Annotated in this window: 18 protein-coding genes and 1 tRNA gene; 13 read left to right on the top strand and 6 right to left on the bottom strand. The window is 72.1% G+C overall.

The features are described 5' to 3' along the window. Window positions 1-13: 13 nt before the first annotated feature. The 3 genes from ABZZ20_RS21720 to metG all read right to left on the bottom strand — a co-directional run bounded on the left by ABZZ20_RS21720 (window position 14) and on the right by metG (window position 3,487). Window positions 14-790, bottom strand: coding sequence for a hypothetical protein (locus ABZZ20_RS21720; protein ID WP_356871910.1), 777 nt, complete (start codon window positions 788-790; stop codon window positions 14-16). Window positions 791-846: 56 nt separating this feature from the next. Beyond that, window positions 847-1,386 (bottom strand): hypothetical protein, encoded by a 540-nt coding sequence (locus ABZZ20_RS21715; RefSeq protein ID WP_356871908.1) that lies wholly within the window; start codon window positions 1,384-1,386, stop codon window positions 847-849. A 385-nt stretch (window positions 1,387-1,771) separates the two neighbouring features. After that, window positions 1,772-3,487 carry a methionine--tRNA ligase gene (metG, locus tag ABZZ20_RS21710; RefSeq protein WP_356871906.1) on the bottom strand — a complete coding sequence of 572 codons (1,716 nt, stop codon included), beginning with the start codon at window positions 3,485-3,487 and terminating at the stop codon, window positions 1,772-1,774. Between the two features lie 664 nt (window positions 3,488-4,151). Here metG and ABZZ20_RS21705 point away from each other — a divergent pair. Together ABZZ20_RS21705 and ABZZ20_RS21700 are read left to right on the top strand one after the other, a co-directional pair. Beyond that, the gene (locus ABZZ20_RS21705; RefSeq protein ID WP_356871904.1) at window positions 4,152-4,673 is read left to right on the top strand and encodes a sigma factor-like helix-turn-helix DNA-binding protein; all 522 of its coding nucleotides are present in this window, start codon (window positions 4,152-4,154) and stop codon (window positions 4,671-4,673) included. After that, entirely contained in the window at window positions 4,670-6,484 is a 1,815-nt protein-coding gene (locus ABZZ20_RS21700) for an IclR family transcriptional regulator C-terminal domain-containing protein (RefSeq protein WP_356871902.1), read from the top strand. Before ABZZ20_RS21705 ends, ABZZ20_RS21700 begins: the two co-directional genes overlap by 4 nt. A 68-nt stretch (window positions 6,485-6,552) precedes the next feature. Here the strand turns inward: ABZZ20_RS21700 and ABZZ20_RS21695 are convergent, their stop codons facing one another. Both ABZZ20_RS21695 and ABZZ20_RS21690 read right to left on the bottom strand, forming a co-directional pair. Beyond that, a complete protein-coding gene (locus ABZZ20_RS21695) occupies window positions 6,553-7,674 on the bottom strand; it encodes a peptidoglycan bridge formation glycyltransferase FemA/FemB family protein (RefSeq protein ID WP_356871900.1) in 1,122 nt (373 codons plus the stop codon). A 182-nt stretch (window positions 7,675-7,856) separates the two neighbouring features. Further along, window positions 7,857-8,708 (bottom strand): LysR substrate-binding domain-containing protein, encoded by an 852-nt coding sequence (locus tag ABZZ20_RS21690; RefSeq protein ID WP_356872131.1) that lies wholly within the window; start codon window positions 8,706-8,708, stop codon window positions 7,857-7,859. Window positions 8,709-8,925: 217 nt separating this feature from the next. On the opposite strand from ABZZ20_RS21690, the gene ABZZ20_RS21685 reads away from it, so the two are divergent. Beyond that, the gene (locus tag ABZZ20_RS21685; protein WP_356871898.1) at window positions 8,926-9,978 is read left to right on the top strand and encodes a bile acid:sodium symporter family protein; all 1,053 of its coding nucleotides are present in this window, start codon (window positions 8,926-8,928) and stop codon (window positions 9,976-9,978) included. 9 nt (window positions 9,979-9,987) lie between these two features. Further along, a complete protein-coding gene (locus ABZZ20_RS21680) occupies window positions 9,988-10,431 on the top strand; it encodes a (2Fe-2S) ferredoxin domain-containing protein (protein ID WP_356871896.1) in 444 nt (147 codons plus the stop codon). 49 nt (window positions 10,432-10,480) lie between these two features. On the opposite strand, the gene fdhD is transcribed toward ABZZ20_RS21680, so the two are convergent. Next, on the bottom strand, window positions 10,481-11,344 hold the full coding sequence (gene fdhD, locus ABZZ20_RS21675) for a formate dehydrogenase accessory sulfurtransferase FdhD (RefSeq protein ID WP_356872129.1): 864 nt from the start codon (window positions 11,342-11,344) through the stop codon (window positions 10,481-10,483). 218 nt (window positions 11,345-11,562) lie between these two features. On the opposite strand from fdhD, the gene ABZZ20_RS21670 reads away from it, so the two are divergent. From ABZZ20_RS21670 to ABZZ20_RS21630, 9 genes are all read left to right on the top strand, one after another. Beyond that, a complete protein-coding gene (locus ABZZ20_RS21670; RefSeq protein WP_356871894.1) occupies window positions 11,563-12,504 on the top strand; it encodes a beta-ketoacyl-ACP synthase III in 942 nt (313 codons plus the stop codon). Window positions 12,505-12,868: 364 nt separating this feature from the next. After that, window positions 12,869-12,956: transfer RNA gene (locus ABZZ20_RS21665), tRNA-Leu, on the top strand. Between the two features lie 480 nt (window positions 12,957-13,436). Then, entirely contained in the window at window positions 13,437-15,056 is a 1,620-nt protein-coding gene (locus ABZZ20_RS21660) for a serine/threonine-protein kinase (RefSeq protein ID WP_356872127.1), read from the top strand. A 197-nt stretch (window positions 15,057-15,253) separates the two neighbouring features. Next, the gene (locus ABZZ20_RS21655) at window positions 15,254-17,077 is read left to right on the top strand and encodes a long-chain fatty acid--CoA ligase (RefSeq protein ID WP_356871892.1); all 1,824 of its coding nucleotides are present in this window, start codon (window positions 15,254-15,256) and stop codon (window positions 17,075-17,077) included. A 112-nt stretch (window positions 17,078-17,189) separates the two neighbouring features. After that, a complete protein-coding gene (locus ABZZ20_RS21650; protein ID WP_356871890.1) occupies window positions 17,190-18,452 on the top strand; it encodes an ABC transporter substrate-binding protein in 1,263 nt (420 codons plus the stop codon). Window positions 18,453-18,462: 10 nt separating this feature from the next. Beyond that, window positions 18,463-21,189, top strand: coding sequence for an ATP-binding cassette domain-containing protein (locus ABZZ20_RS21645; protein ID WP_356871888.1), 2,727 nt, complete (start codon window positions 18,463-18,465; stop codon window positions 21,187-21,189). A gap of 8 nt (window positions 21,190-21,197) precedes the next feature. Continuing rightward, a complete protein-coding gene (locus ABZZ20_RS21640) occupies window positions 21,198-21,980 on the top strand; it encodes an ABC transporter ATP-binding protein (protein ID WP_356871886.1) in 783 nt (260 codons plus the stop codon). A 125-nt stretch (window positions 21,981-22,105) separates the two neighbouring features. Continuing rightward, a complete protein-coding gene (locus ABZZ20_RS21635) occupies window positions 22,106-22,954 on the top strand; it encodes an aldo/keto reductase (RefSeq protein ID WP_356871884.1) in 849 nt (282 codons plus the stop codon). A 7-nt stretch (window positions 22,955-22,961) separates the two neighbouring features. Next, entirely contained in the window at window positions 22,962-23,387 is a 426-nt protein-coding gene (locus ABZZ20_RS21630; protein ID WP_356871882.1) for an RICIN domain-containing protein, read from the top strand. Window positions 23,388-23,460 lie beyond the last annotated feature (73 nt).

The following is a 23,460-nucleotide window of genomic DNA, read 5'->3' as shown; positions in this document are numbered from 1 at the left end:
GTCCCTCAAGCCCTCAGTGTCCGGCCGCGAGCGCCACCTTGGGGAACAGGTCCTGGAAGGGGGCCGCGGAATCGATTCCTTCCCGGCCGTAGGGCGCGTCGAAGCTCCACACCATGAACAGCAGGAACACGATCAGCGCACTGAACAGCCCGGCCAACAGCAGCTCCCGGCCGGATCGGCGGATCTGCAGCGTGAAGATCAGCCCGACCGTGACCACCCCGCCGACCAGCAGTCCGAACCACACCACGCCCGGCAGGGTCGACTCGTCGGCCTGCATGCGCGAGTGGCGGGCGTCGTCGGCGGCTGCGATGTGGTCCAGCAGCGGCTGGTAGGCCTGCGCCTGGAGCTCGTTGGCCGGGCTCTGGTGGGTGACGTCGCTGCGCAGCTTGCCGAGCAGCTCGGCGCCCTCGGTCGACGCGCCCTCACCCGAGGTCAGCCGCGGCCAGTCCACGGCGACGGTGTGGGAGACGTACGCGTCCACCTCACCGCGGATCCGGTCGCGGACGGGCCCCGGGTAGACGTCGGCGCGCTGGGTGACCTCGTACAGCGACTGGGCCTCGCGGCGCACGCTGTCCTCGGCGGCGCCGCGCGCCTCCCACACACCTGCGATGGCCAGGCCGAGCACGATCGCGTAGACCACCCCCACCATCATCGTCATGTACTCGATGACGTCGGGGGTCTCGCTGGTGTCCTCGTCCTCGGCGACCCGGCGGTGCCGGAGCGCGGTGAAGGCGAGGACGAGGGCGCAGACGAGTGCCATGGCGACGGCCAGGACCAGCCATTCGGACACGAGGGTTCTCCCGTTGGTGGATCGGTGGACGGATCGGTGGACGGATGCGGGGGGGGTCAGCCGCAGCTCTTGGACCGAGGCCGCAGGGCGGCGGCGGCGAGCACGGCCGGGGTGGTGACGACGACCATGAGCATCACGGTGGACAGGCCGCCCGGGCCGTGCCGCTCCAGGGCCCTTGAGTGGTACGGGCGCACGTGGAAGGCGGTCCCGGGCGCGGCCACGGCTACGGCTCGGGGCGGGGCGGTCGCTTCGGCCGCCACCGGCCCCGATGTCGCTCCGGGACCCGGCGCGGGCGCCACGGGCTCCGGTCCCGCGGCCCTCGCCTTCGGCGTCGGCACCGGCAGGTCGGCGACGGCCCGTGCCGGGCTCCGCCCGGGGTGGTGCACCGTGGGCCGCTGGGCGCCGGGCACGACGGCCCGGACGGAGGGCCGGGACGCGGAGGGGACGGCCGCGGGCGGCCCCGGCCGCCCGGCCGGCACACAGACGTCGACCCGGCCTCCGTGGCCACTGCCGTCGTCCGCGACCGCCACGTGGCCGTGCAGCGGGCACAGCACCGCTGTCAGGCCCGCTCCGGCGAGGTACTGCCAAGCGGTCACCGCGCGTCCTCCCGTTCCGCCGGGGCACCCCCAGCGGTAGCGGGGGGGGTGTGAGGGTTCCAATGGAAGAAACGATCACGACGGCGCTTCGATACGCTGCACGCGCCTCAGGGTCGGCGGAAGTCAACTCGGGGAGAGGGCCGGGCCGGTGGCCACGAACCCCAGCTCATGGCCCGCGGGGGCGAAGAAGAACAGGGCCGCCCCGACCAGGACGACCAGCCAGCCCGCTGGCGAGGCGGGGTGGGGTGGGGTGGGGTGGGGTGGGCGCGGAGGGCGGACCGCGACGCACGACTCGGCCTGTCCGAGGTACGCGTGAGGGGCGCGACCCCTACAGGTCGCGCCCCTCACGGAGTTCGCGGCGGGCCCGGAGTGCGGGCTCCCGGCGTCAGCCCGCCTCGGAACCGCCGAAGCGCTCGCGGTAGGACTCCAGGTCCTCCTCGGTGATCTTCGCGAAGAGCACCGGCGGGACGGTGAAAGGCGTCCCCGCCGCAACCGCGTCCAGCGACCGGGCCTGCTCCGGGGCGACCCACGTCGCCGTGTCGTCGGCGAGCGCGAACGCCGAGCGCATGGCGCGCGCCGAGGCGGGGATGAACGGCTCGGAGACCACCGAGTAGAGGTGGATGAGGTTCATCGCGGTGCGCAGCGTGAGTGCCGCGCCCTCCGGGTCGGTCTTGATTTCGAGCCAGGGGGCCTTCTCCTCGAGGTAGGAGTTGCCGGCCGACCACAGGGCGCGCAGCGCGGCCGCGGCCTTGCGGTACTGGAGCGTCTCCATGTGGCCCTCGTACTCGGCCAGCAGTTCGGCGATCTGCTCGCCGAGCTTGGCCTCGACCTCGCCGGCCGGGTTGCCCGCCGGAACGTCGTCGCCGAACCGCTTGCGCGAGAAGGACAGCACACGGTTGACGAAGTTACCGAGGGTGTCGGCGAGGTCCTTGTTGACCGTGGCGGTGAAGTGCTCCCAGGTGAACGACGAGTCGTCGGACTCGGGGGCGTTCGCGATGAGGAAGTAGCGCCAGTAGTCGGCCGGGAGGATCTCCAGCGCCTGGTCGGTGAAGACGCCGCGCTTCTGCGAGGTGGAGAACTTGCCGCCGTAGTACGTCAGCCAGTTGAAGGCCTTGACGTAGTCGACCTTCTTCCACGGCTCGCGGGTGCCCAGCTCGGTGGCCGGGAACATCACCGTGTGGAAGGGGACGTTGTCCTTGGCCATGAACTGCGTGTAGCGCACGTCCTCGGCCTCGTACCACCAGGACTTGTAGTCGCGGCCGGCCGGGTCCGCGTCCGCCCATTCCTTGGTGGAGGCGATGTACTCGATCGGGGCGTCGAACCAGACGTAGAAGACCTTGCCCTCGGCGGCCAGCTCGGGCCAGGTGTCGGCCGGGACGGGGACGCCCCAGTCGAGGTCGCGGGTGATCGCACGGTCGTGCAGGCCCTCGGTCAGCCACTTGCGGGCGATGGAGGACGCCAGCTGCGGCCACTCCTCCTCGTGGTGCGCGACCCAGCCCTCGACCTCGACCTGGAGCTTGGACTGCAGGAGGAAGAGGTGCTTGGTCTCGCGGACCTCCAGCTCGGTGGAGCCGGAGATCGCCGAGCGGGGCTCGATCAGGTCGGTGGGGTCCAGGACACGGGTGCAGTTCTCGCACTGGTCACCGCGGGCCTTGTCGTAGCCACAGTGGGGGCAGGTGCCCTCGACGTAACGGTCCGGCAGGAAGCGGCCGTCGACCGGCGAGTAGACCTGCCGGATCGCCCGCTCCTCGATGAAGCCGTTCTTCTGGAGCTGACGCGCGAAGTGCTGGGTGATCTCGGCGTTCTGCTGCGAGGAGCTGCGGCCGAAGTAGTCGAAGGACAGCTCGAAGCCGTCGTAGACCGCCTTCTGGGCGTCGTGGGCCTGCGCGCAGAACTCGGAGACCGAAAGGCCGGCCTCCTTGGCGGCGAGCTCGGCGGGAGTGCCGTGCTCGTCGGTGGCGCAGATGTACAGGACGTCGTGGCCGCGCTGGCGGAGGTACCGGGAGTACACATCCGCCGGAAGCATCGACCCGACCATGTTGCCCAGGTGCTTGATCCCGTTGATGTACGGAAGCGCGCTGGTGACCAGGTGTCGAGCCATCCTCGGATGCTCCATTTCATATATGCGGTGACAACGTGACGTGACGGATTGTGATGCGGTTCATCGTATCGAACCGCCGAAAGGCCACGCGCCGCATTTGTCTGGGGTGGACGTAACGCAAAAGCGAGGGAAGTGACCTCTCCGTCACGGCCCTCGCAGTGGGCCCATGCTACAGCGGGAGCGGATCACCCCGGACCGCCGTCCGGGGTTCGGCCGGTCGGCCCCTCCGGCAGCGACGCCGGACGGGTCCGGGAGGGACGCCTGACCGTCGGCGGAAGCCCACGGGCGGGCGGGGGCGGGCGGCCGGTCGGGCAGGGTCGGGCGGGTGAACGCTCCCCGAACAACCGTTGGACCGAGTGGCGGGCCGGCCTGCGGGGCTGCGATCCTGGCTGGTCGTACCGCGTCCGCCGGTGCACAGCGGCCCCGCATGGCGCCGGCATATGCGTACGCACCCACTGGGCCCGTACGCGGTCGAAGTCTGTCACGTGCCGATCATCACCGAACGTAATCTTTCGACGTCTCTCTTCCCTGTTCCCCGAGTGCGCCGGCACTGCCAGGCTGTGCGCGCACAGGGACGAGGTGAGGTGGAGCGGTGAGCGATGGCGGACCAGAGGAGTCCGGCGGGGCCGTGGGACTGCCCAGCCGACGGCGGCAGCCGACGCCCATGAGTCAGTGGACCCCGACCGCACGCCTGTCGTACTGGGCCTTCCACGCCAACCGGCGGCCCTCCTACATGCGCTTCGCCTATCTGCAGCTGGGCTCCGACGCGGCTGCCGAGGACGCGGTCGACGCCACCTTCGACTCGATCATGAACGAGTGGTTACGCATGCTCCACATGGACCGGCTCGACGCCTACGCGTGGACCATCCTCAAGCAGCGGCTGGTCGACCGGGCCCATCGGCGCTGCACCTGGCCCCGACCGATGGACATCAGCGCGTTCGAAGCCGCCCTCAAGGAAGCCCACGCCGACCGGTACGCCGTGCTGACCGACACCATCCGCTTCTATTCCGCCGTCTCCCGGCTCGCCGAGCGCCAGCGCGACGCCGTGCTCCTGCGCTACGGACTCCAGTGCACCCCCGGTGAGGCGGCCTCGGTCATGGGCGTGGACGAGGCCACCGTCCGCTCGCAGCTCGGCCAAGCCCACCGGCGCCTCGCCCGCCTGCTCGAAACCTCCGCCGAATCATGAGGCCGCGTGACGGCAAGGAGGAGCACGGCGACGACGCCACCCGCCGCTCCCTTGCCGAGTTCCTCGCCCGGGCTGGCGTCCGCGACCGGTACCCGCACTACGACCTGGGCGCTGCCGAGGCCCGGCTCGTACGCGCCTCCCGCCTCCAGGCCCTCCCGGCGCCCCCCCGACGCCGGGCCCACGCCTGGAGCGACCCCGCACGGGACTGCCCGCTCGACTCCGAACGGGCCCGCCACGACCTCAAAGCCGTCTGCCTGGCCGTCGTGTCCGCCCCGGCGGCCCAGCCGCAGCTCACGGCCTTCATCGAGAGCGGGCACACCGACCTGGCCGGGTCCGTCGTCTTCGGCTGCCTGCTGCACGTGGCCGGACTGCGCGACGGTGCCCGCTTCTGGTGGCAGTTCGCCGCCGGCTCCGGGCGGACGCGGACCGCGCCCGCCGCGTACTGCCTCTTCCTCGACCACTCCCGTCGGGGGGAGCACCACGACGCCCGGGTCTGGGCGCGCGAACTGGGCCGGCGCGGCTACCGCCCGAGCGGCCACCGGGACCTCCGCGAGGTGCGGCTGTGCACACAGGCAGCCGTCCTGCGCTACGTCGACCAGCCCGACGACCCCGATCTGGGCCCGGTGCCGCTGCCGAGGCCGGGGCTGCCCGCGGTACTGGCCGAGTTCCGACCACCGCCCCCGGTACCGGCCGAGCCCGTGCAGCGGGCCGCCGGCCCGGTCCCGGTGCCGCGCCCGACGTCGCACGCGGCAGCGCGCCCAGGCACCGTCCGCTCCGGCACGGGCGAGGCCCTGGCGCAGGCGCGGCGCGCGTTGGCCGTCGTACGGATCCTCGAAAGGCATCCGCTGGGCGTGCGGGCCTGCCAGCTCCGGAGGGAAGCCGACCTGGCCGAAACGGAACTGCGACCGCTGCTGGCGATGCTCTGCGAGGAGGAGTACGCCTACCGGCCCGGCACGGGCGTGTACGCGCGCGGGCCCGCCCTCGACAGGCTCGGCTCCCCCGGCGGCGGCCTGGCCACCCAGCTCCAGAGCGCCCTCGCCCTGGCCCGGGACAGCGCGGGCGCCGGCGGCGCGGTGTACCTGAGCGGGTACGCCGACGGCCCCGGGACACCGCCGGTGCAGGAGTGGGTGGACTTCAAGGCCACCGCGCACGCCAGCGCCGTCGGCACATGCCTGCTGACCCGGCTCGATCCCGACCGCCGACGCGATCACGTCGCCTCCCACCGGCCGGCGCGGCTCACCCCGCGGACGATCACCGACAGCCAGGTCCTGTTCACCACCCTCGACGCGCTGGCTCCGGGCGCACCAGTCTTCGACCTGCGGGAATACTCCCCCGGCGTCGTGTGCTCGGCGGTCCCGATCACCACCGGGGACGCCGCCGGAAGCCTCGCACTGTCCCTGCCCGCACCCCATGCCCACCGGCTGCCCGAAGCCATGGAGGCGCTGCGCCGCAAGGCCGTCCCGGTGCTCCTCGCCCTGCTCCTGTCGGGCGTGATCCCGCCGGACGCACCGGATGCCACGCAGAGCCGGGATGCCCCGGTGGTCACCCATGCGCCGCGGCGGTCCCACGTCACCCCGGAGACCCTGCGCCACTTCCGCAGGCTCTTCCGCACCCCGCTGACCCGCTCCACGGCCTCCACGGCCTCTCCGGCCGGCCCCCACCTGGTCAGCGACACCACCACGGAGGCCGCCTACTTCTTCGACCCCCTCCCGGAAACCGGCCCGCCCCGCCTCGCCCTCCCCCTCACCTTCGGCCCCCTCACCCCTGGCAGCCTCCCCACGGGCGAAGGCCTGGTGATCCTGAGCACCTGACCCACCCCGAAGGGGTCGCGTGATCGGCGCGCGTCAGCCGGCGTCGCGCACGGAACGCAGGGACGTCGTCAGCGCCGTGCCATGTACAGGTCGAGGGCTCTGTGCAGCAGTTTGTTGAGCGGGAAGTCCCACTCGCCGACGTACTCGACTGCCTGTCCGCCGGTGCCGACCTTGAAGCGGAGGAGGCCGAGCAGGTGGTTGCTCTCGTTCAAGGTGTCGGTGGTACCGCGGAAGTCGTAGACACTCGCACCGAGGGTGTGGGCGTCGCGGATCATCTGCCACTGGATGGCGTTGTTGGGTTGGACCTCGCGCTTGCGACTGGTGGAGGCTCCGTAGGAATACCAGACGTGTTGGCCGACGGTGAGCATGGTGGCGGCGGCCAGCACGTCCCCTTCGTGTTCGGCGAGGTAGAGGCGCATGCGGTCGGGGTGCTCTGCGGTCAGTGCCTTCCACATGCGCTGGAAGTACTCCAGCGGGCGGGCGATGAACTGATCGCGGACAGCGGTCTCGGCGTAGAGCTCGTAGAAGCTGGCCAGGTCGTCGTATCCGCCCCGCAGGACTTTGACACCCGCCTTCTCGGCCTTCCTGACGTTGCGGCGCCACAGCTGGTTGAGGCCGCTCTGGATCTCCTCCAGTGAGCGGTCTGCGAGGGAGAGCTGGAAGACGTAGCGCGGCTGACCGGCAGCGAATCCCTCCTCGCTGCTGCCACCGGACTGCTGCCAGCCCATGCCCCTCAGTCGTTCCATGAGCTCGAAGGCCCTGGGGTCCTGGGTGGTGGCCTCAACCTCGCCGAGTCGGTGGGCCTGCGGATCGGCGATCGCGGCCTTGACCGTGGGCGCGTCCCAGCGGCGTGCGATGACGGGCGGTCCCATCTTCACCGTGAACGCGCCCTGCGCCTTGAGGTGGGCGAGCAGTGGCCGCAACCACCGGCCGAGGTCGGTGTCGTACCAGTCGATGACCGGGCCTTCGGGCAGGTAGGCGAGGTAGCGCTTGAGCTTCGGCAGCGGCCGGTAGAGGACGAGGGCCACCCCGACGATCTGGTCCGCCTCGTCGATCCATCCGAGGCTCTCCGCGCGCCAGTCCGGTTTCACCGCACCCCAAGACGGAACCTGCATGTGACTCACCGAAGGCAGGCCTTCGACGAACGCCAAGTGTTCGTCGCGGCCGATCGTCCTCAGTCGGTAGGTCATGCAGATGCTCCTCGGCCATGGGCGGGTGGTCCGGTCGCAGCCTACTGGCGCGCTTCCGGCCTTCAGTGGTGGCCACGCGCCTCATCGTGGGCGTGGGCGACGGACGAGCGCGCTCGCCGGACGGGGGCACGCTCCCCGGAGCTGGGCCAACGGTGCACAACGCCCGCGCGGGTGGCGGGGAGTCAGCCCGCGCGGGTGAGTCGGTCCGCGCCCGAGAGGATCGCTGCGGCCAATGCCTCCGCCGCCGCCGGCACCCGTTCCCCCCGCAGCAACGCGAACTCCACCGACCCCAAGTCCGGGAGGCCCGCCACCCGTACCAGCCCCGGCGGGATCAGCCCTCGCGTGTGGGCCATCACGCCCAGCCCTGCCCGCGCCGCCGCGATCAGGCCGCTCAGGCTTCCGCTCGTGCACGCGATCCGCCACTCCCGCCCGTCCCGCTCCAGCACCTCCAACGCCCGGGCCCGGGTGATCCCCGGCGGCGGAAAGACGATGAGCGGCACCGGCCGGTCCGGGTCCACCCGCAGCCCCTCCGCCCCGATCCACACCATCCTGTCCCGCCACACCAGCCGGCCCCGCTCGTCCCCCGGGCCGCGGCGCTTGGCCAGTACGAGATCGAGCCGTCCCGCGTCCAGCCGTTCGTGCAGGGTCCCGGACAGCTCGACCGACAGCTCCAACTCCACCTCTGGATGCTCGTGCCGGAAGTCTTCGAGGATCTCCGGCAGCCGGGTCAGCACGAAGTCCTCCGACGCCCCGAACCGCAGCCGCCCGCGCAGCCGCGTCCCGGCGAAGTGGGCCGCCGCCCGCTCGTGCGCCTCCAGGATCGTCCGGGCGAAGCCCAGCAGTGCCTCGCCGTCCTCCGTCAGCTCCACGCTGTGCGTGTCCCGGAGGAAGAGCGACCGGCCCGTCACCTGCTCCAGGCGTCGCACGTGCTGGCTGACCGTGGACTGCCGTACGCCGAGCCTGCCCGCGGCCTGGGTGAAGCTGAGCGTCTGCGCCACCGTGAGGAACGTACGCAACTGGGCGGGGTCGTACATGGCTCCCGTGACTCCCGTGACCTCCGTGACCTCCGTGACTCTCATGGCTCCCATCGTGGCACGGTTATCGAGATATGCGATGGCAGTAAGTCCGGTATACGGCTTTCCCGATCACCGGCGGGACCCCGACGATGAGAACAGCACCGGCGCACCGGAGAGCCCTTGCACCCGTGCACCCATCCACCCATCCACCCGAGCAGCAAGTGAGCCCCCGCGCATGCGTCGCCCGTACCTCCCCGCCCGGCTGCCCCTGGACCCGTACGTCCTGGCCCTCCTCGGCACCGTCGGTCTGGCTGCCCTGCTGCCCGCGCGCGGCCCGGCCGCCTCTGTCGCCGAGGGCGTCACCACCGCGGCCGTGGCCCTGCTCTTCTTCCTCTACGGCGCCCGGCTCTCCACCCGACAGGCCGTGGACGGCCTGCGCCACTGGCGGCTCCACCTCACCGTGCTGGTCTGCACCTTCGTCCTCTTTCCGCTGCTCGGGCTGGCCGCCGGGGGTCTGGTGCCCTGGTTCCTCACGCCCCCGCTCTACAGCGGGCTGCTCTTCCTGTGCCTGGTCCCCTCGACCGTCCAGTCCTCCATCGCCTTCACCTCGATCGCCCGCGGGAACGTCCCCGCGGCGATCTGTGCCGGTTCCTTCTCCAGCCTGGCCAGCACCGTCCTCACCCCGCTCCTCGCCGCCGGCCTGCTCGGCAACCGTGCGGGCGGCTTCTCCCCCGACTCCCTCCTCAAGATCGCCCTCCAGCTTCTGCTGCCCTTCCTGCTGGGGCAGGCACTGCGCCCCCGGGTCCGCGGATTCCTGGTCCGCAGGAAGAGGGTCCTGGGTCACGTCGATCGCGGCTCGATCCTGCTCGTCGTCTACTGCGCCTTCAGCGCGGGCACGGCCGCCGGGATCTGGCACCAGGTCAGCGCCCCGCGCCTGGGCGCCCTGATGGTGGTGGAAGCCGTCCTTCTCACCGTCATGCTCCTGGTCAGCTGGTACGGGGCCCGGCGGCTCGGGTTCGGTCGTGCGGACCGGATCGCCATCCAGTTCGCCGGGTCGAAGAAGAGCCTCGCGGCCGGACTCCCCATGGCCAGCGTGCTGTTCGGGGCCCAGGCGGGTCTGGCGGTGCTGCCGCTGATGCTGTTCCACCAGATGCAACTGATGGTGTGCGCGGTGCTGGCGCGCCGTCGTGCGCGGGACGCCGGGCCGGGAGCGGGCGACGAACTCTGCACCGGACGTGTGGTGGAGGTCTCGCCCGGGGCCCAACACCCCGCCCCGCAGGCCCGGTAACGTGCGGCGGTGACCTGGATACGCCCGCTCGCCGCCCACGCCGAACGCCCCTGCACCCTCGTGGTCTGCCGCGGTTGCTGTTGCGGGGACCCCCGCAAGAACCCCGGCTCCGACCACGCCGGTCAGCTGGCTCGGCTGCGCGAGGCCGCCGCCGCCTCGGCAGGCCGGCTGGCCGTCCGTACGAGCGACTGCCTCGGCCCGTGCGCGCAGGCCAACGTCATCGTGGTGCAGCCCACCAGCGAGGCGCGCCGCCGAGGTGCCCGCGCGGCCTGGTTCGGCTGGGCCCTGGACGACACCGCGACGGACGAGGTCATCGCCTGGGCGGAGTCCGGCGGACCGGGCGTCACCCCGGTCCCGGCCACCTTGGACCTGCACCGCATCGATCCGCCGGAACCGGAACCGAAGCCGAAGTCCAAGGCCACCGCAGGACGCCGAAACCGCCGGAGCCGTTAGGCCCCGCCGTCACAGTGGAGCCGGGCGAGGCTTTGACGACCGGGCCCGGCTAGAAGACGATGCGGTCCTCGCCGGCGTAGACGTTCATGTTCGGCCCGCGCAGGAAGCCGATGAGGGTCAGGCCCGACTCCAGTGCCAGGTCCACCGCCAGTGAGGACGGGGCCGAGACGGCGGCCAGGATCGGAATGCCGGCCATCACGGCCTTCTGCGCGAGCTCGAAGGAGGCCCGGCCCGACACCAGCAGGACGGCGTCGTTCAGCGGGAGGCGGCCGGCCTGCAGCGCCCGACCGACGATCTTGTCCACGGCGTTGTGCCGACCGACGTCCTCGCGCAGGTCCAGCAGCTCGCCCTGGAGCGAGAACAGTCCTGCGGCGTGCAGGGCGCCGGTACGGTCGAAGACCTTCTGCGCCGCGCGGAGACGGTCCGGCAGTTCCCCGAGGAGCCCCACGGGGATGCGGAGGGCACCGGTGTCGGCCTCACCCCCGGCACCGGCCCCGGCTGTGGTCCGTGGGAGCGGGAATCGGGTCGCCGTGCGCACCGCCTCCAGGCTGGCCTTCCCGCACAGGCCGCACGAGGAGGTGGTGTAGACGTTCCGTTCGAGCGTGATGTCAGGCAGCGGAACCCCCGGAGCCAACTGGACGTTCACGACGTTGTAGGTGTTCGAGCCGTCCTGCGTCGCACCCTCGCAGTAGGTCACGGCCTGCACGTCGGAGGCGGAGCCGAGCACACCCTCGCTCACCAGGAAGCCCACGGCCAGCGCGAAGTCGTCACCGGGGGTGCGCATCGTGATGGCGAGGGGCTTGCCGCCCAGACGTATCTCCAGCGGCTCCTCCGTGACGAGGGTGTCGGGGCGGACTCCGGTCACCCCGTTGCGCACCCGGATGACACGACGGCGCTCGGTGACCCGTCCCATGCTGATCAGCCCGCCCGTTCCGTTCTCGTCGCGCACTCCGTCGTGCAGCTCACGGGCCCATTCTCGCGGATTGCCGCTCCGTGACGCTCCCGGCAGCAGGATCCTCCGGAATCTCCAAATTCATGGCAGGTAATCCTGTTGGGTTACGTGCACCTGTACCCACCGGTAGCCGGTCAGGCTGGGTAATCCTGACTGTCGTACGAGGGGGGACCCCGCCCATGACCGGTTCACGAGTGGTGGCGCTAGGGCACTACCAGCCCGCGAAAGTGCTCACCAACGAGGACCTCGCGGCCATGGTCGACACCAACGACGCATGGATCCGCTCCCGGGTCGGCATCAAGACCCGGCACGTGGCGGGTCCCGACGAACCGGTGGACGAGCTCGCCTACCACGCCGCCGGCAAGGCCCTGGCGAGTGCCGGCCTGACCCCCGACGACATCGACCTCGTCCTGGTGGCCACCTCGACCGCGATCGACCGTTCGCCCAACATGGCCGCCCGAGTCGCGGCCAGGTTGGGCATGGGCGCCGGCCCCGCCGTCATGGACCTCAACGTCGTCTGCTCGGGCTTCACCCACGCCCTGGCCACCGCCGACCACGCGATCCGGGCCGGCTCCGCCACCCGCGCCCTGGTCATCGGCGCCGACAAGATGACCGAGATCACCGACTGGACCGACCGCACCACCTGCGTGCTGACCGGCGACGGTGCGGGCGCGGCCGTGGTCGAGGCCTGCCAGGAGCCGGGCATCGGCCCGGTCCTGTGGGGTTCGGTCCCCGAGATGGGCCACGCTGTCCGGATCGAGGGCTCCCCGCCGGTCTTCGCCCAGGAGGGCCAGTCCGTCTACCGCTGGACCACCAGCCAGCTTCCGCCGCTCGCCCGCAAGGTGTGCGAGAAGGCCGGTGTCACCCCCGAGGAGCTGGCCGCCGTCGTCCTGCACCAGGCGAACCTGCGGATCATCGAGCCGCTCGCCGCCAAGATCGGCGCGGTCAACGCGGTCGTGGCGCGCGATGTCGTCGACTCCGGGAACACCTCCGCCGCCAGCATCCCGCTGGCCCTCTCGAAGCTGGTCGAGCGCGGCGAGATCCCTTCCGGCGCCCCGGTCCTCCTCTTCGGGTTCGGCGGCAACCTCTCCTACGCCGGCCAGGTCATCCGCTGCCCGTAGTCGCCGTGCAGCCCGGGCTGCGACGGCCCTCGGCTGCCAGCGCGCGCAGCCGGCCGACGACCAGCACCAGCACCAGCCGGAGTTACGACCGCTGGCCGTATCGGCCCGGCCGGCGCCCGGGTGGGGAAGCCACCGCGCGCTGCGGGCCGTACTACACCCGTACGCATGTCAGCGCGACGGCGACCGGCTCAACGGCGAGCGCGTCGCAACGCGCCGCCGAGCTACGAGACGCCGGGTCTCGCCCGACCATCGGGGACATGCCCGCAGGTCAGCGAGCGGCCCGGGCCGAATACCTGGTCGGAAGCACGCCGATCCTTTGCTATTGTTGTCCTTGTCGCCGCGGGAGACCGGGGCCGATCACCTAGTCCGGGTGGCGGAATGGCAGACGCGCTAGCTTGAGGTGCTAGTGCCCTTTATCGGGCGTGGGGGTTCAAGTCCCCCCTCGGACACCAGCAGGAACCCCAGTTCATCTGGGGTTTTTTGCGTTTCTGGGCAGCGGCGTGACCAATGGTGACAGTTCCCAAAGCACGGAGTCAGCACCGGCGAAGCGGACCGCAAGGGAAAGCAGCGCACCTCAGGTCATCGCGATGGACACCTACCGCCCGGCGCCGGTGCAGCGCCCGGTCCCTGGGCAACCCCCGCCGAAGGCAACCCGTTCCGCTCGCCCGCCATGGACAAGCAGGGTGCCGGTCCACCAACAGTGGTCCGAACCATTTCGATGGGGGTTCTTTCGCGTTTCCGGGGCGTGATGGGCCGGTCGTGGGGCCGTCGTGGCGTCGGAGGGGCAACCACGGCGCCGGGGACGGGTGCGTTTGTGCGGCATCATGGCCTCCACGGTTCGGAGGGGAAGCAACGTGTCGCACGACGAGCTGCGCAACAGCACCGTGATCGCCGGGCGTTACCGCCTGGAAAAGCGGTTGGGCAGAGGGGGCATGGGCACCGTCTGGCGGGCCACCGACGAACTGCTGGGGCGTGCCGTCGCCGTCAAGGAACTCCACGTCGACGACGGGTCGAACACCACGGCCGCCCTGCGGGAGGCCCGGACCGTCGCGCAGGTCAAGCATCCGCACGTCGTCGTGGTCCATGACGTCGTGGAGCACGACGGGCGCCCGCACATCGTGATGGAACTCGTGGACGGCTGCTCGCTCGCCGACCGGCTCGCCTCCGAAGGACCGCTGGGGCCCGCCGAGACAGCCCGGATGGGGCTCGCGCTGCTCGGTGCGCTGACCGCGGCCCACGCCCGCGGAGTCCTCCACCGCGACGTCAAGCCGGCCAACGTCCTCCTGGAGGCGGCGACCGGCCGGGCGGTGCTCACCGACTTCGGCATCGCCCGCCTCGCCGGGGCCACCACCATCAGCGAGACGGGCGCTTTCGTTGGCTCGCCGGAGTACACCTCGCCCGAGCGCATGCAGGGAGCCGTCGCGGGGCCCGCATCGGACCTGTGGTCGCTCGGAACGCTGCTGTGCGCGGCGCTCACCGGCACGTCGCCCTTCCACCGCGATTCACTCGGTGGAGTCCTGCACGCCGTGGTGTACGACGAGATCCGGCCGCCGGCGCAGGCAGGGCCGCTGGTCCCGGTCATCCGCGGGCTGTTGGAACGCGACCCCGCACGGCGGATGGGGGCCGCAGAGGCCGAACGACTGCTCTCGGCGTACATGGCCACCGGGAGGGTCCCCCTCACCGACCGGATTCCCGGTCCGACCGGTCCGACCGCGCCGACCGCGCCGGCTCCGCCACCCCTGGCGCCCCGGACCGCGTCCGGCGCCGCCACCGGAGCCGGCGCGGTCCCGCCCGGCTACGCGCCGACCGAACACGTCACCCAGCCGGCCGGCACTCCTGGGGTGGGGGCCGAGCAGCTCCGGCCGGCCGTACGCGCGGCGCTGATCGTCGCGCTCGTCGTCGTCGCGGTGGCCGGCGCCGTGACCGTCACCCTGCGATTCGGTGAGCGGACGGCGGACCGGGCCGGGGGGACGACGTCCGGCGGGCCCGCCGCCTCGGACTCGGCGGGTACGGGCGTTCCGGCCGCCCGGGCCGCCAATCCCTCGGGTAAGCCCACCCCCGCCGCACCGGCGCCTTCGCCGCCGAGGTCCGCGCCCGAGCCCGCGCCCGCGCCGGCCGGGTACCGACTTGCGTCCGACCCGCAGGGCTTCCGGCTCGCCGTGCCCAACGGTTTCCAGCGCACCACGGACGACGAGCGGGTCTTCTACGTGTCGCCGGACGGGGCCTTCCGCATCGGCATCAAGGTGCAGCCGAAGGTGTCTGGCGGGCCGGTAGGCGTCATGCAGCTCTCCGACGCGAACGGCCCGGCGACCAACCCCGGCTACCGCGACGGCACGGTGGTCGCGACCACCCACAACGGACTGCCGGCCGCGCTCTGGGAGTTCACCTGGGACGGTTTCACCCGTTCCGAGGGCGCCCGGCACACCTTCGACGTCTGCTGGGACGAGGAGGGGCGCATGTACGACGTGTGGGTGTCCGCGCCCGTCGGCCGGCTCGCCGAGGCCAGGAGCCACTTCGACGCGGCTCTGGATTCCTTCGTTCCGGGCGGGTAGGCCGTCGCGGGCCCCGTCCCGCCGGGGGCCGGCGCGTTTGAGGCGCCCGGCGTCGCGGGCAGAGCCCCGGGGGGGGCCCCGCCCGTCCTCGGCTCCGCCGGGAGGCCTGGGGAGGTCTTGTGGAGGTCTTCTCGTGGTGATCGGCCGCGGGAAGGCGTGGGGGTAGCGTCGCCGCGCTGCGCGGAGAGGAGCGGGGCTTGCGCGAGATCACCGTCCCACCCGTCGTCACGGCGGCACCTGTCGGCGGACTCGCCGACGCCGTCTTCCGGCACGCTCAGGAGGACCCCGGCCGGATCGTGCTCGGGCGCAAGGAGGGCGGGGTCTGGCGGGACGTGAGCTCCGGGGAGTTCGCCGCCGAGGTGCTCGCGCTCGCCCGGGGGCTGCTGGCGCAGGGGGTGCGGTTCGGGGAGCGGGTCGCCGTGATGTCCCGTACCCGGTACGAGTGGACCCTGTTCGACTTCGCCCTGTGGGCGATCGGTGCGGAGCCCGTCCCCGTCTACCCGACGTCCTCCACCGAGCAGGTGCAGTGGATCCTCCAGGACTCCGAGTGCGCGGCCTGTGTCGTCGAGAACGAGGACCAGGCCATGACCGTCGGGTCGGCCATCGAGCAGCTTCCGCACCTGCGGCGGCTGTGGCAGCTCGATGCCGGGGCCGTCGATGCGCTGGTCGCGGACGGCCGCGGGGTGTCCGAGGACCTGGTGCACCGGCACCGCCGGGCGGTCACCCCCGATGCCACGGCCACCGTCATCTACACCTCGGGGACCACCGGACGTCCCAAGGGCTGTGTGCTCACCCACGGCAACTTCATGTACGAGGCCGACACGATGGTGGCCCGCTGGGAGTCGGTCTTCCAGGCCGGGCCGGAGGAACGGCCGTCCACCCTGCTGTTCCTGCCGCTCGCCCACGTCTTCGGGCGGATGGTGGAGGTGGCGGCGGTCCGGGCGCGGGTCAAGCTCGGGCACCAGCCGGTGCTGGCGGCGGCCGAGTTGCTGCCGGACCTCGCCGCGTTCCGGCCGACCTTCGTGCTGGGGGTCCCGTACGTGTTCGAGAAGGTGTTCGCGGCGGCCCGCCGCAAGGCGGAGGCCGAGGGGCGTACGGGCCCCTTCGAGCGGGCGGTCGAGACGGCCGTACGGTACGCGCAGGCGCGGGAGGAGAAGGCGTTCGGTGTCGGGCCCGGCCCCTCGGCCGCGCTGCGCATGGAGCACCAGCTCTTCGAGAAGCTGGTGTACGGGAAGGTCCGCGAGGCGATGGGCGGCCGGGTGCGGCACGCCATGTCGGGCGGGTCCGCGATGTCGCGCTGGCTCGGGCTGTTCTTCGATGGGGCCGGGATCACCATCTTCGAGGGATACGGCCTGACCGAGTCCTGCGCGGCGGCCACCGCCAACCCGCCGGGCGCGACGAAGTACGGCACGGTGGGCCGGCCGATCCCGGGCACTGCGGTGTACGTCGCCGACGACGGGGAGGTCTGGCTGAGCGGCGGCCACGTCTTCGCCGGGTACTTGAACGACCCCCGCGCCACGGAGGAGGTCTTGCGCGGCGGTTGGCTGGCGACCGGGGACCTGGGGCGACTGGACGAGGACGGCTATCTCACCATCACGGGGCGCAAGAAGGAGATCCTGGTGACCTCCAACGGCAAGAGCGTCTCGCCGACCGCCCTTGAGGAACGGGTCCGTTCGCACCCGCTGGTCGCGCAGTGCGTGCTGGTGGGCAACGACCGGCCGTACGTGGCGGCCCTGCTCACGCTGGACCCGGAGGGCATCGCGCACTGGCTGTCGATGCGCGGACGCCCGCAGCTACCGGCGGCGCAGCTGATCCACGACCCGGACCTGACCGCCGAGGTCCGACGGGCGGTGGTCGCCGCGAACACCCTCGTCTCACAGGCCGAGGGGATTCGCACCTTCCGGGTGCTGCCGGAACAGTTCACGGAGGAACGGGGCCTGCTGACACCCTCGTTGAAGCTGAAGCGACGGGCGATCGAGAAGGCGTACGCGAACGAGGTGGCGGCCCTCTACCAGCCCTGACGCCCCCCACACAGAGAACTGACACTCCGTCAACCAACCTCTGTCAGCAATATTGACGATGCGTCAGGTCGCACACAGAATGCGGGGATTCCGACCGGAGGGGATCCCACACATGTTGCGATCGACCCGCGCCCTGGCCACCGTGGCGGCGGCACTCGCGCTCGTCTCCGCCTGCAACTCCGCCTCCCGCTCCTCCGTCGGGGGCGGTTCCGGGGCCACTGGGAACTCCCGCGGCGTGACCGTCGACTCGATCAAGGTCGGCGGCATCGTCTCCATGACCTCGGCCAGCGGGTACAGCAAGAAGGACACCGATCTCGGCGCCAGGGCCCGGTACATGCGGGCCAACGCCGAGGGCGGGATCAACGGCCGCAGGATCGACTACCTGGGCGCGGAGGACGACGGGCAGGACCCCGCCAAGAACATGGCCGCCGCCCGCAAGCTCGTCCAACAGGACAAGGTCTTCGCGGTCTCCCCCATGAGCTCGGTCACCTTCTCCGGCGCCGACTTCCTGGAGCAGGAGAAGGTCCCCACCTTCGGCTGGGGCACCCTGCCGTCCTTCTGCGGCCCCAAATACATCTACGGTTTCAACGGCTGCCTGGTCCCCTCCCCGGGGGGCACCCTCAACCAGACCTGGCCCGAGGGCATCGGCCGGCTCCTCGGCGGCGCGCGGGGCAAGTCGGTCGCGATCATCGCCAACGACAGCGACGCCGGGAAGTTCGGTATCCGCACCTTCCAACAGGGCTTCGCCGGAGCTGGGTTCGACGTCGCCTACGCCAAGGCCTCCGTACCCGCAACGGCCGTGCCCAGCGACTGGTCCGCGTACGTGAAGGAAATCCTGGAGAGCAACGACGGCAAGGCCCCCGACGCCGTCGTCTCGGTCATGCAGACCCCGAACAACATCGGCCTGTTCACCGCGCTCAAGCGCAGCGGCTACCGGGGGCTCCTCACCGATCCGACCGACTACGACCCCGGACTGCTCGCCAAGGACGCCACCAGGCAGGCCCTCGACGGGGTGCACGTCCTGCTGCAGTTCCAGCCCTTCGAGTCGACGGACCCGCAGATGGCCCGCTTCAAGGCCGACGTCAAGGCGGCGGCCGGTGGAAAGGACGTACCGCTCAGCATGCACACGCTCACCGGATACATGTCGGCCGACCTGTTCGTCTCGATCGCGCAGAAGGCGGGCAAGGAACTGACCGTCGAGTCCTTCCAGGCCGCCGCCCAGACCTACTCCGACTCCGGCACCCTCGTCGGCGACCGGGCGGAGCCCAAGGGCCAGAAGGACAGCTTCGGCTGCGGGGCGCTCGTCCAGCTGAGGAACGGGGCGTACGAGGTCTCCGTCCCCTTCGCGTGCCGCCAGCCGATCCCCTTCGCCTAAGGCCAGCGCCATGGGGGATCTGCTCGTCTTCGTCCTGAGCGGCCTGGTCTCCGGCGCCCTGTACGCACTGCTCGCCACCGGGCTGGTGCTCTCGTACTCGGCGTCCGGGCTGTTCAACTTCGCGCACGGGGCCACCGCCTACCTGGGTGCGCTGACCTTCTACGAGGTCCACTCCGGGCTGGGGTGGCCGGCGCTCTGGGCGGCCCTGTTGGTGGTGTGCGTACTGGCACCCGGGCTCGGCTGGGGACTGGACCGGCTGATGTTCCGGCGGCTCGCACGCGTCGGCGAGACGGCGCAGATCGTGGCCACCATCGGACTGTTGGTGGCCCTGCCGGCGGCCGGACTGTGGGCCGTGGAACTGCTGGGGGACGCGGGCGTGCCCGTTAAGCCCGCGGAGAACCAGTTCGGGCTGCCGGGCGTGGGGCCGAGCCCCGCACGGTCCTGGCAGCTCGCGGAGGGCGTCGGCATCGACTCCGACCAGCTGATCACCTGGCTGGTCACCGCGCTGGTGGCGGTGGCCCTGTGGGTACTGATGCGGCACACGCGGCTGGGGCTGCACCTGCGGGCGGCCGTCGACAACCGAACCCTCACCGAGCTGCGCGGGATCAGCGCCGACCGGCTGTCATCGGTGGCCTGGGTGATCGCGTCCGCGTTGGCGGGCCTGGCGGGGGTCCTGGCAACGCCGCTGCTGGGGCTGTCGGCGCACGACTTCACCCTGTTCCTGTTCGTTTCGGCGACGGCCGCGGTGATCGGGCGCTTCGCGTCCGTGCCGCTCGCGTTCGCGGGCGGACTGGGACTGGGCGTGCTGCAGAACCTGGTGGCCGGGTACGCGTCGTTCGCCGAACGGATCACGGGGTTCCGGACGGCGGTGCCGTTCCTGATCCTTTTCGGCGGACTGCTGGTACTGACCCGGCGGGCGCGGACGGCGGGAACCGCAGCCGCGGACGACGCACCCGCCGATCCCCTGGCCGGTGCCTCGTGGGCGCGGCGGTGGGGAGCGTGGGCAGCGGCGGCGGGTTTGCTGTGCGTCGCCTTCTACACCGTGACCACGCCCTTCTGGAGCGGGCTGCTCGCGCAGGCAATGGCCGTCGCCCTGGTGTTCATGTCCTTCACGGTCGTCACCGGGCTCGGGGCGATGGTGTCACTGGCGCAGGGCACCTTCGTGACGGGGGCCGCACTGGTGGCCGGACTGCTGATGAGCCACGGCTGGCCGTTCGTGGCCGCGCTGGCGGTGGGGACGTGCGGAGCGGCGCTGCTCGGGGCGCTGGTCGCCCTGCCGGCGCTGCGACTGGGGGGAAGGTCGCTGGCGCTGGCGACGCTGGCCCTGGCCTTCCTGGCGGACCAGGTCCTCTTCCAGTTGCGGTGGCTGCGGAACGGGGACTCGGGGTGGTCGATCCCCCGGCCCGTGGTCGGACCGGTGGACCTGGGCGACGACCGGGCGCTGGGGGTGGCTCTGGTCGTGCTCGTCGCCGCCGTGGCCGCGGGACTGAGCGCCCTGCGGAACTCGCCGTCGGGGCGGGCGATGCTGGCCGTACGGTCGGCGCCGGCGGCTGCGATGGCCTCGGGCGTGTCCGTACTGCGCACGAAACTGATGTTGTTCACGTTGTCGGCGGGGCTGGCGGGGTTCGGGGGCGTGCTGCTCGCCTCGTACAACACCCGGATCACGGCGACGGACTTCACGGCGATGACGGGATTGGTGTGGCTGGCCGTCGTGGTGGCCGCGGGGGTGCGCAGGCCGCAGTACGCGGTGGTAGCGGGGGTGGTGTACGCGGTGGCTCCGCGGCTGCTGGCCGACTGGGTGACGGGGTCGGCGTACCTGCCGGTGATCCTTTTCGGATGGGCGGGCTTGGCATTGGCCAACGATCCGGACGGATACTGCGCCGCCGTTCCTGCGCGGATCACCGGGCGGCGGGCCACGGCCACGGGCCCAGCGCGGCCCGTTCCCGTCCCCGCCCCCGCCCCTACCGGAGGCGGGGCCCGGCACCGGACCCCGGCCACGACGGCCGACGCCCGGACCCGCGCGCTCCGAACGCCGCACGGGACGGACGTCGCCCTCGCGTTGAAGGGGGTACGGGCCGGGTACGGCGGGGGAACGGTGCTGCACGGAGTGGACCTCGTCGTACGCAAGGGGGAGCTGCTCGCGGTGCTCGGGCCCAACGGGGCCGGGAAGAGCACCGCTTGTCGAGTGGCCGCCGGGCTGCTGCCCGTCGAGGGCGGACGGATCTGCGTGGGCGGGCGGGACGTGACGGGGGACGGGCCCGTACGGCGGGCGCGGGACGGGGTGTTGCTCGCTCCCGAGGGGCGGGGGATCTTCCCCTCGCTCAGCATCGAGGAGAACCTGGCGCTGTACCTGAGGGACGCCGACGAACGGGACGCCGTGTACGCGCGGTTCCCGCGGCTGCGGGAGCGGCGCGGGGTGGCCGCCGGGGCCCTGTCCGGTGGGGAGCAGCAGCTGCTGGCGCTCGCCCCGCTGCTGCAACGGCCGCCCGGGGTGCTGATCGCCGACGAACCCTCGCTCGGTCTCGCGCCCCGCATCGCCGACGAGGTGTACGGGCTGCTCGGCGAGCTCCGGGACGCCGGGACCGCGCTGCTGCTGGTGGAGGAGAAGGCCGCGGGGATCCTCGGCATCGCCGACACCGTCGCCTACCTCTCCCGGGGCCGGGTGTCCTGGTGCGGTCCGCGCTCCGAGGTGGACGTCGACCGGCTCACCGAGACCTACCTGGGGACGGCGGGGTGAGCGGCGGGGTGAGCAGCGACGTGAGCGGCTACGTGCTGGAGGCCTGCGGGATCAGTGTCCGGTTCGGCGGGGTCAGGGCCCTGACCGGGGTGGACCTCGGGGTCCGGGCCGGCGAGGTGTGCGGGCTGATCGGGCCGAACGGGGCGGGGAAGACCACGCTGTTCGACGTGCTGTCCGGCATCCGGCGGCCCGACCGGGGGCGGATGCTGCTGGACGGCTCGGACATCACCCGCCGCTCACCCGTCTGGCGGGCCCGGCACGGGATGCGCCGGACCTTCCAACGGCAGCAGCTGTTCGGGCAGCTCAGCGTGGCCGACAACGTGCTCGTCGCGCAGGAGTGGCGCGGGGGTGGGGGTGGCCTCGCCGCCGACCTCATCGGGTTCCCGGCCCGCCGCCGGCGGGAGCGGGAGCGCCGGGAGCGGGGCGCGCGGGTGCTCGCGTCCTGCGGGATCGGCGCACTGGGGACTGCGTACGCCGGCAGACTGCCGGTCGGTCAGGCCCGGATGGTGGAACTGGCCCGGGCCGTGGCCGATCCGCCGCGGGTCCTGCTGCTGGACGAGCCCGCGTCCGGGCTGGCGGCCCCCGAGCGCGAACAGCTCGCCGCGGTCGTCCGGCGGCTCGCCGTAGAGGAGGGGTGCGGAGTGCTGCTGGTGGAGCACGACGTGGCCTTCGTGATGGACCTCTGCGCGCGGGTGGTCGTACTGGACCTCGGAACGGTCCTCGCCGAGGGCACGCCCGCCGAGGTCCGGGCCGATCCGCTCGTGCGGCAGGCCTATCTGGGTACGTCGTGACGGCTGGCCGCGAGCCGTCCCCGGTTGGCGGGAATACGTCGGCCGACGGGCCGGTTGTGGCACCCCGTACTCCATACCCCGTACTTCCGTAGGCGCTCCGACCACCATCCGAGGAACGGCACGACGTGAACCAGGTCCCCGCCATCAAGCTCAACAACGGCACGCTCATGCCCCAGCTCGGGTTCGGAGTCTGGCAGGTACCGGACGACGAGGCGGAACGGGCCGTCGGGACCGCGCTGGAGGCGGGCTACCGGAGCATCGACACGGCGGCCATCTACCGCAACGAGCGGGGCACCGGCAAGGCCATCGCGGCGGCCGGGGTGCCGCGCGAGGAGCTGTTCGTCACCACCAAGCTGTGGAACGGGCCGTCCCGCACCTGGCGCCGGGACGACGTGCTGCGCGCCTTCGACGACTCCCTCGCCAAGCTGGGCCTCACGCACATCGACCTGTACCTGATCCACTGGCCGCGCCCGATGCGCGAGGACTTCCTCACCATCTGGAAGACCTTCGAGGAGATCGCGGCGAGCGGACGGGCCCGCGCCGTCGGCGTGTCCAACTTCCGCCCGGCCGACCTGGAGCGGCTCGGTGCCGTGAGCCCGCTCGTCCCGGCCGTGAACCAGATCGAACTGCACCCCCTCTTCCCGCAGGAGGAGTTGCGCGCCCTGCACGCCCGGCTCGGCATCACGACCGAAGCGTGGTCGCCGCTCGGCCAGGGCAAGGAGCTGCTGACGCTTCCGGCGGTCACCGAGGTCGCCGCCAAGCACGGGCGGTCCGCGGCCCAGGTGGTGCTGCGCTGGCACCTTCAGCTCGGGAACGTCGTGATCCCGAAGTCCGTGACGCCGTCGCGCATCCGGGAGAACATGGACGTCTTCGGCTTCGAGCTGGTCGCCGCCGACATGGCCGCGCTCAACGCCCTGGGCCGCGGCCCCTCGGCCCGTCGGATCGGGCCGGACCCGGCCGTCTTCGACGTCTGAGCCGCGGATGAGCGTCCCCGACGGGATCTACCGGATCCGCAACGTAGCCAGTGGTCTGCTGCTCCGGCTGGAGGGCAGCACCCGGGTGGGCGTGGGCGCCGACGCCCCGCCCGCGCCCCCGGCCGCCCGGCAGTGGCGGGTCTCCCCCGTCCACAGCGGGGGCGGGATCGTCCACATCGTCAGCGTCCACAACGACAAGCGGCTGGACGTCGCGAACGCATCGACGCAGAGCGGTACCCGCGTCCAGGTGTGGCGGCCGAACGCCTTCGGCGCGCAGGAGTGGATCGTCGAGGAGCACCTCGACGATCCCGGTGTGGTCTCCCTGATCGCCTGTATCAGCGGTCTACCGCTGGAGGCGGACCAGGAGGGCCTGGCCCGCCAGTGCGAGGACACGGACTCACCGGCACAGTGGTGGCGGTTGGAGCCGGTCTAGTGCTGTGACCTCAAAGGTTCACCGGCCCGCGGCGCCCGGCACGACCCCGGCGGATGCGGGCCCCCGTACGGGG

This window comes from Streptomyces sp. NPDC006430, from assembly GCF_040612395.1.
In the GTDB taxonomy this organism is placed as follows: domain Bacteria; phylum Actinomycetota; class Actinomycetes; order Streptomycetales; family Streptomycetaceae; genus Streptomyces.
The sequence above is the reverse complement of the archived record's forward strand: the minus strand, read 5'-3'. Positions and strand labels throughout refer to the sequence as shown.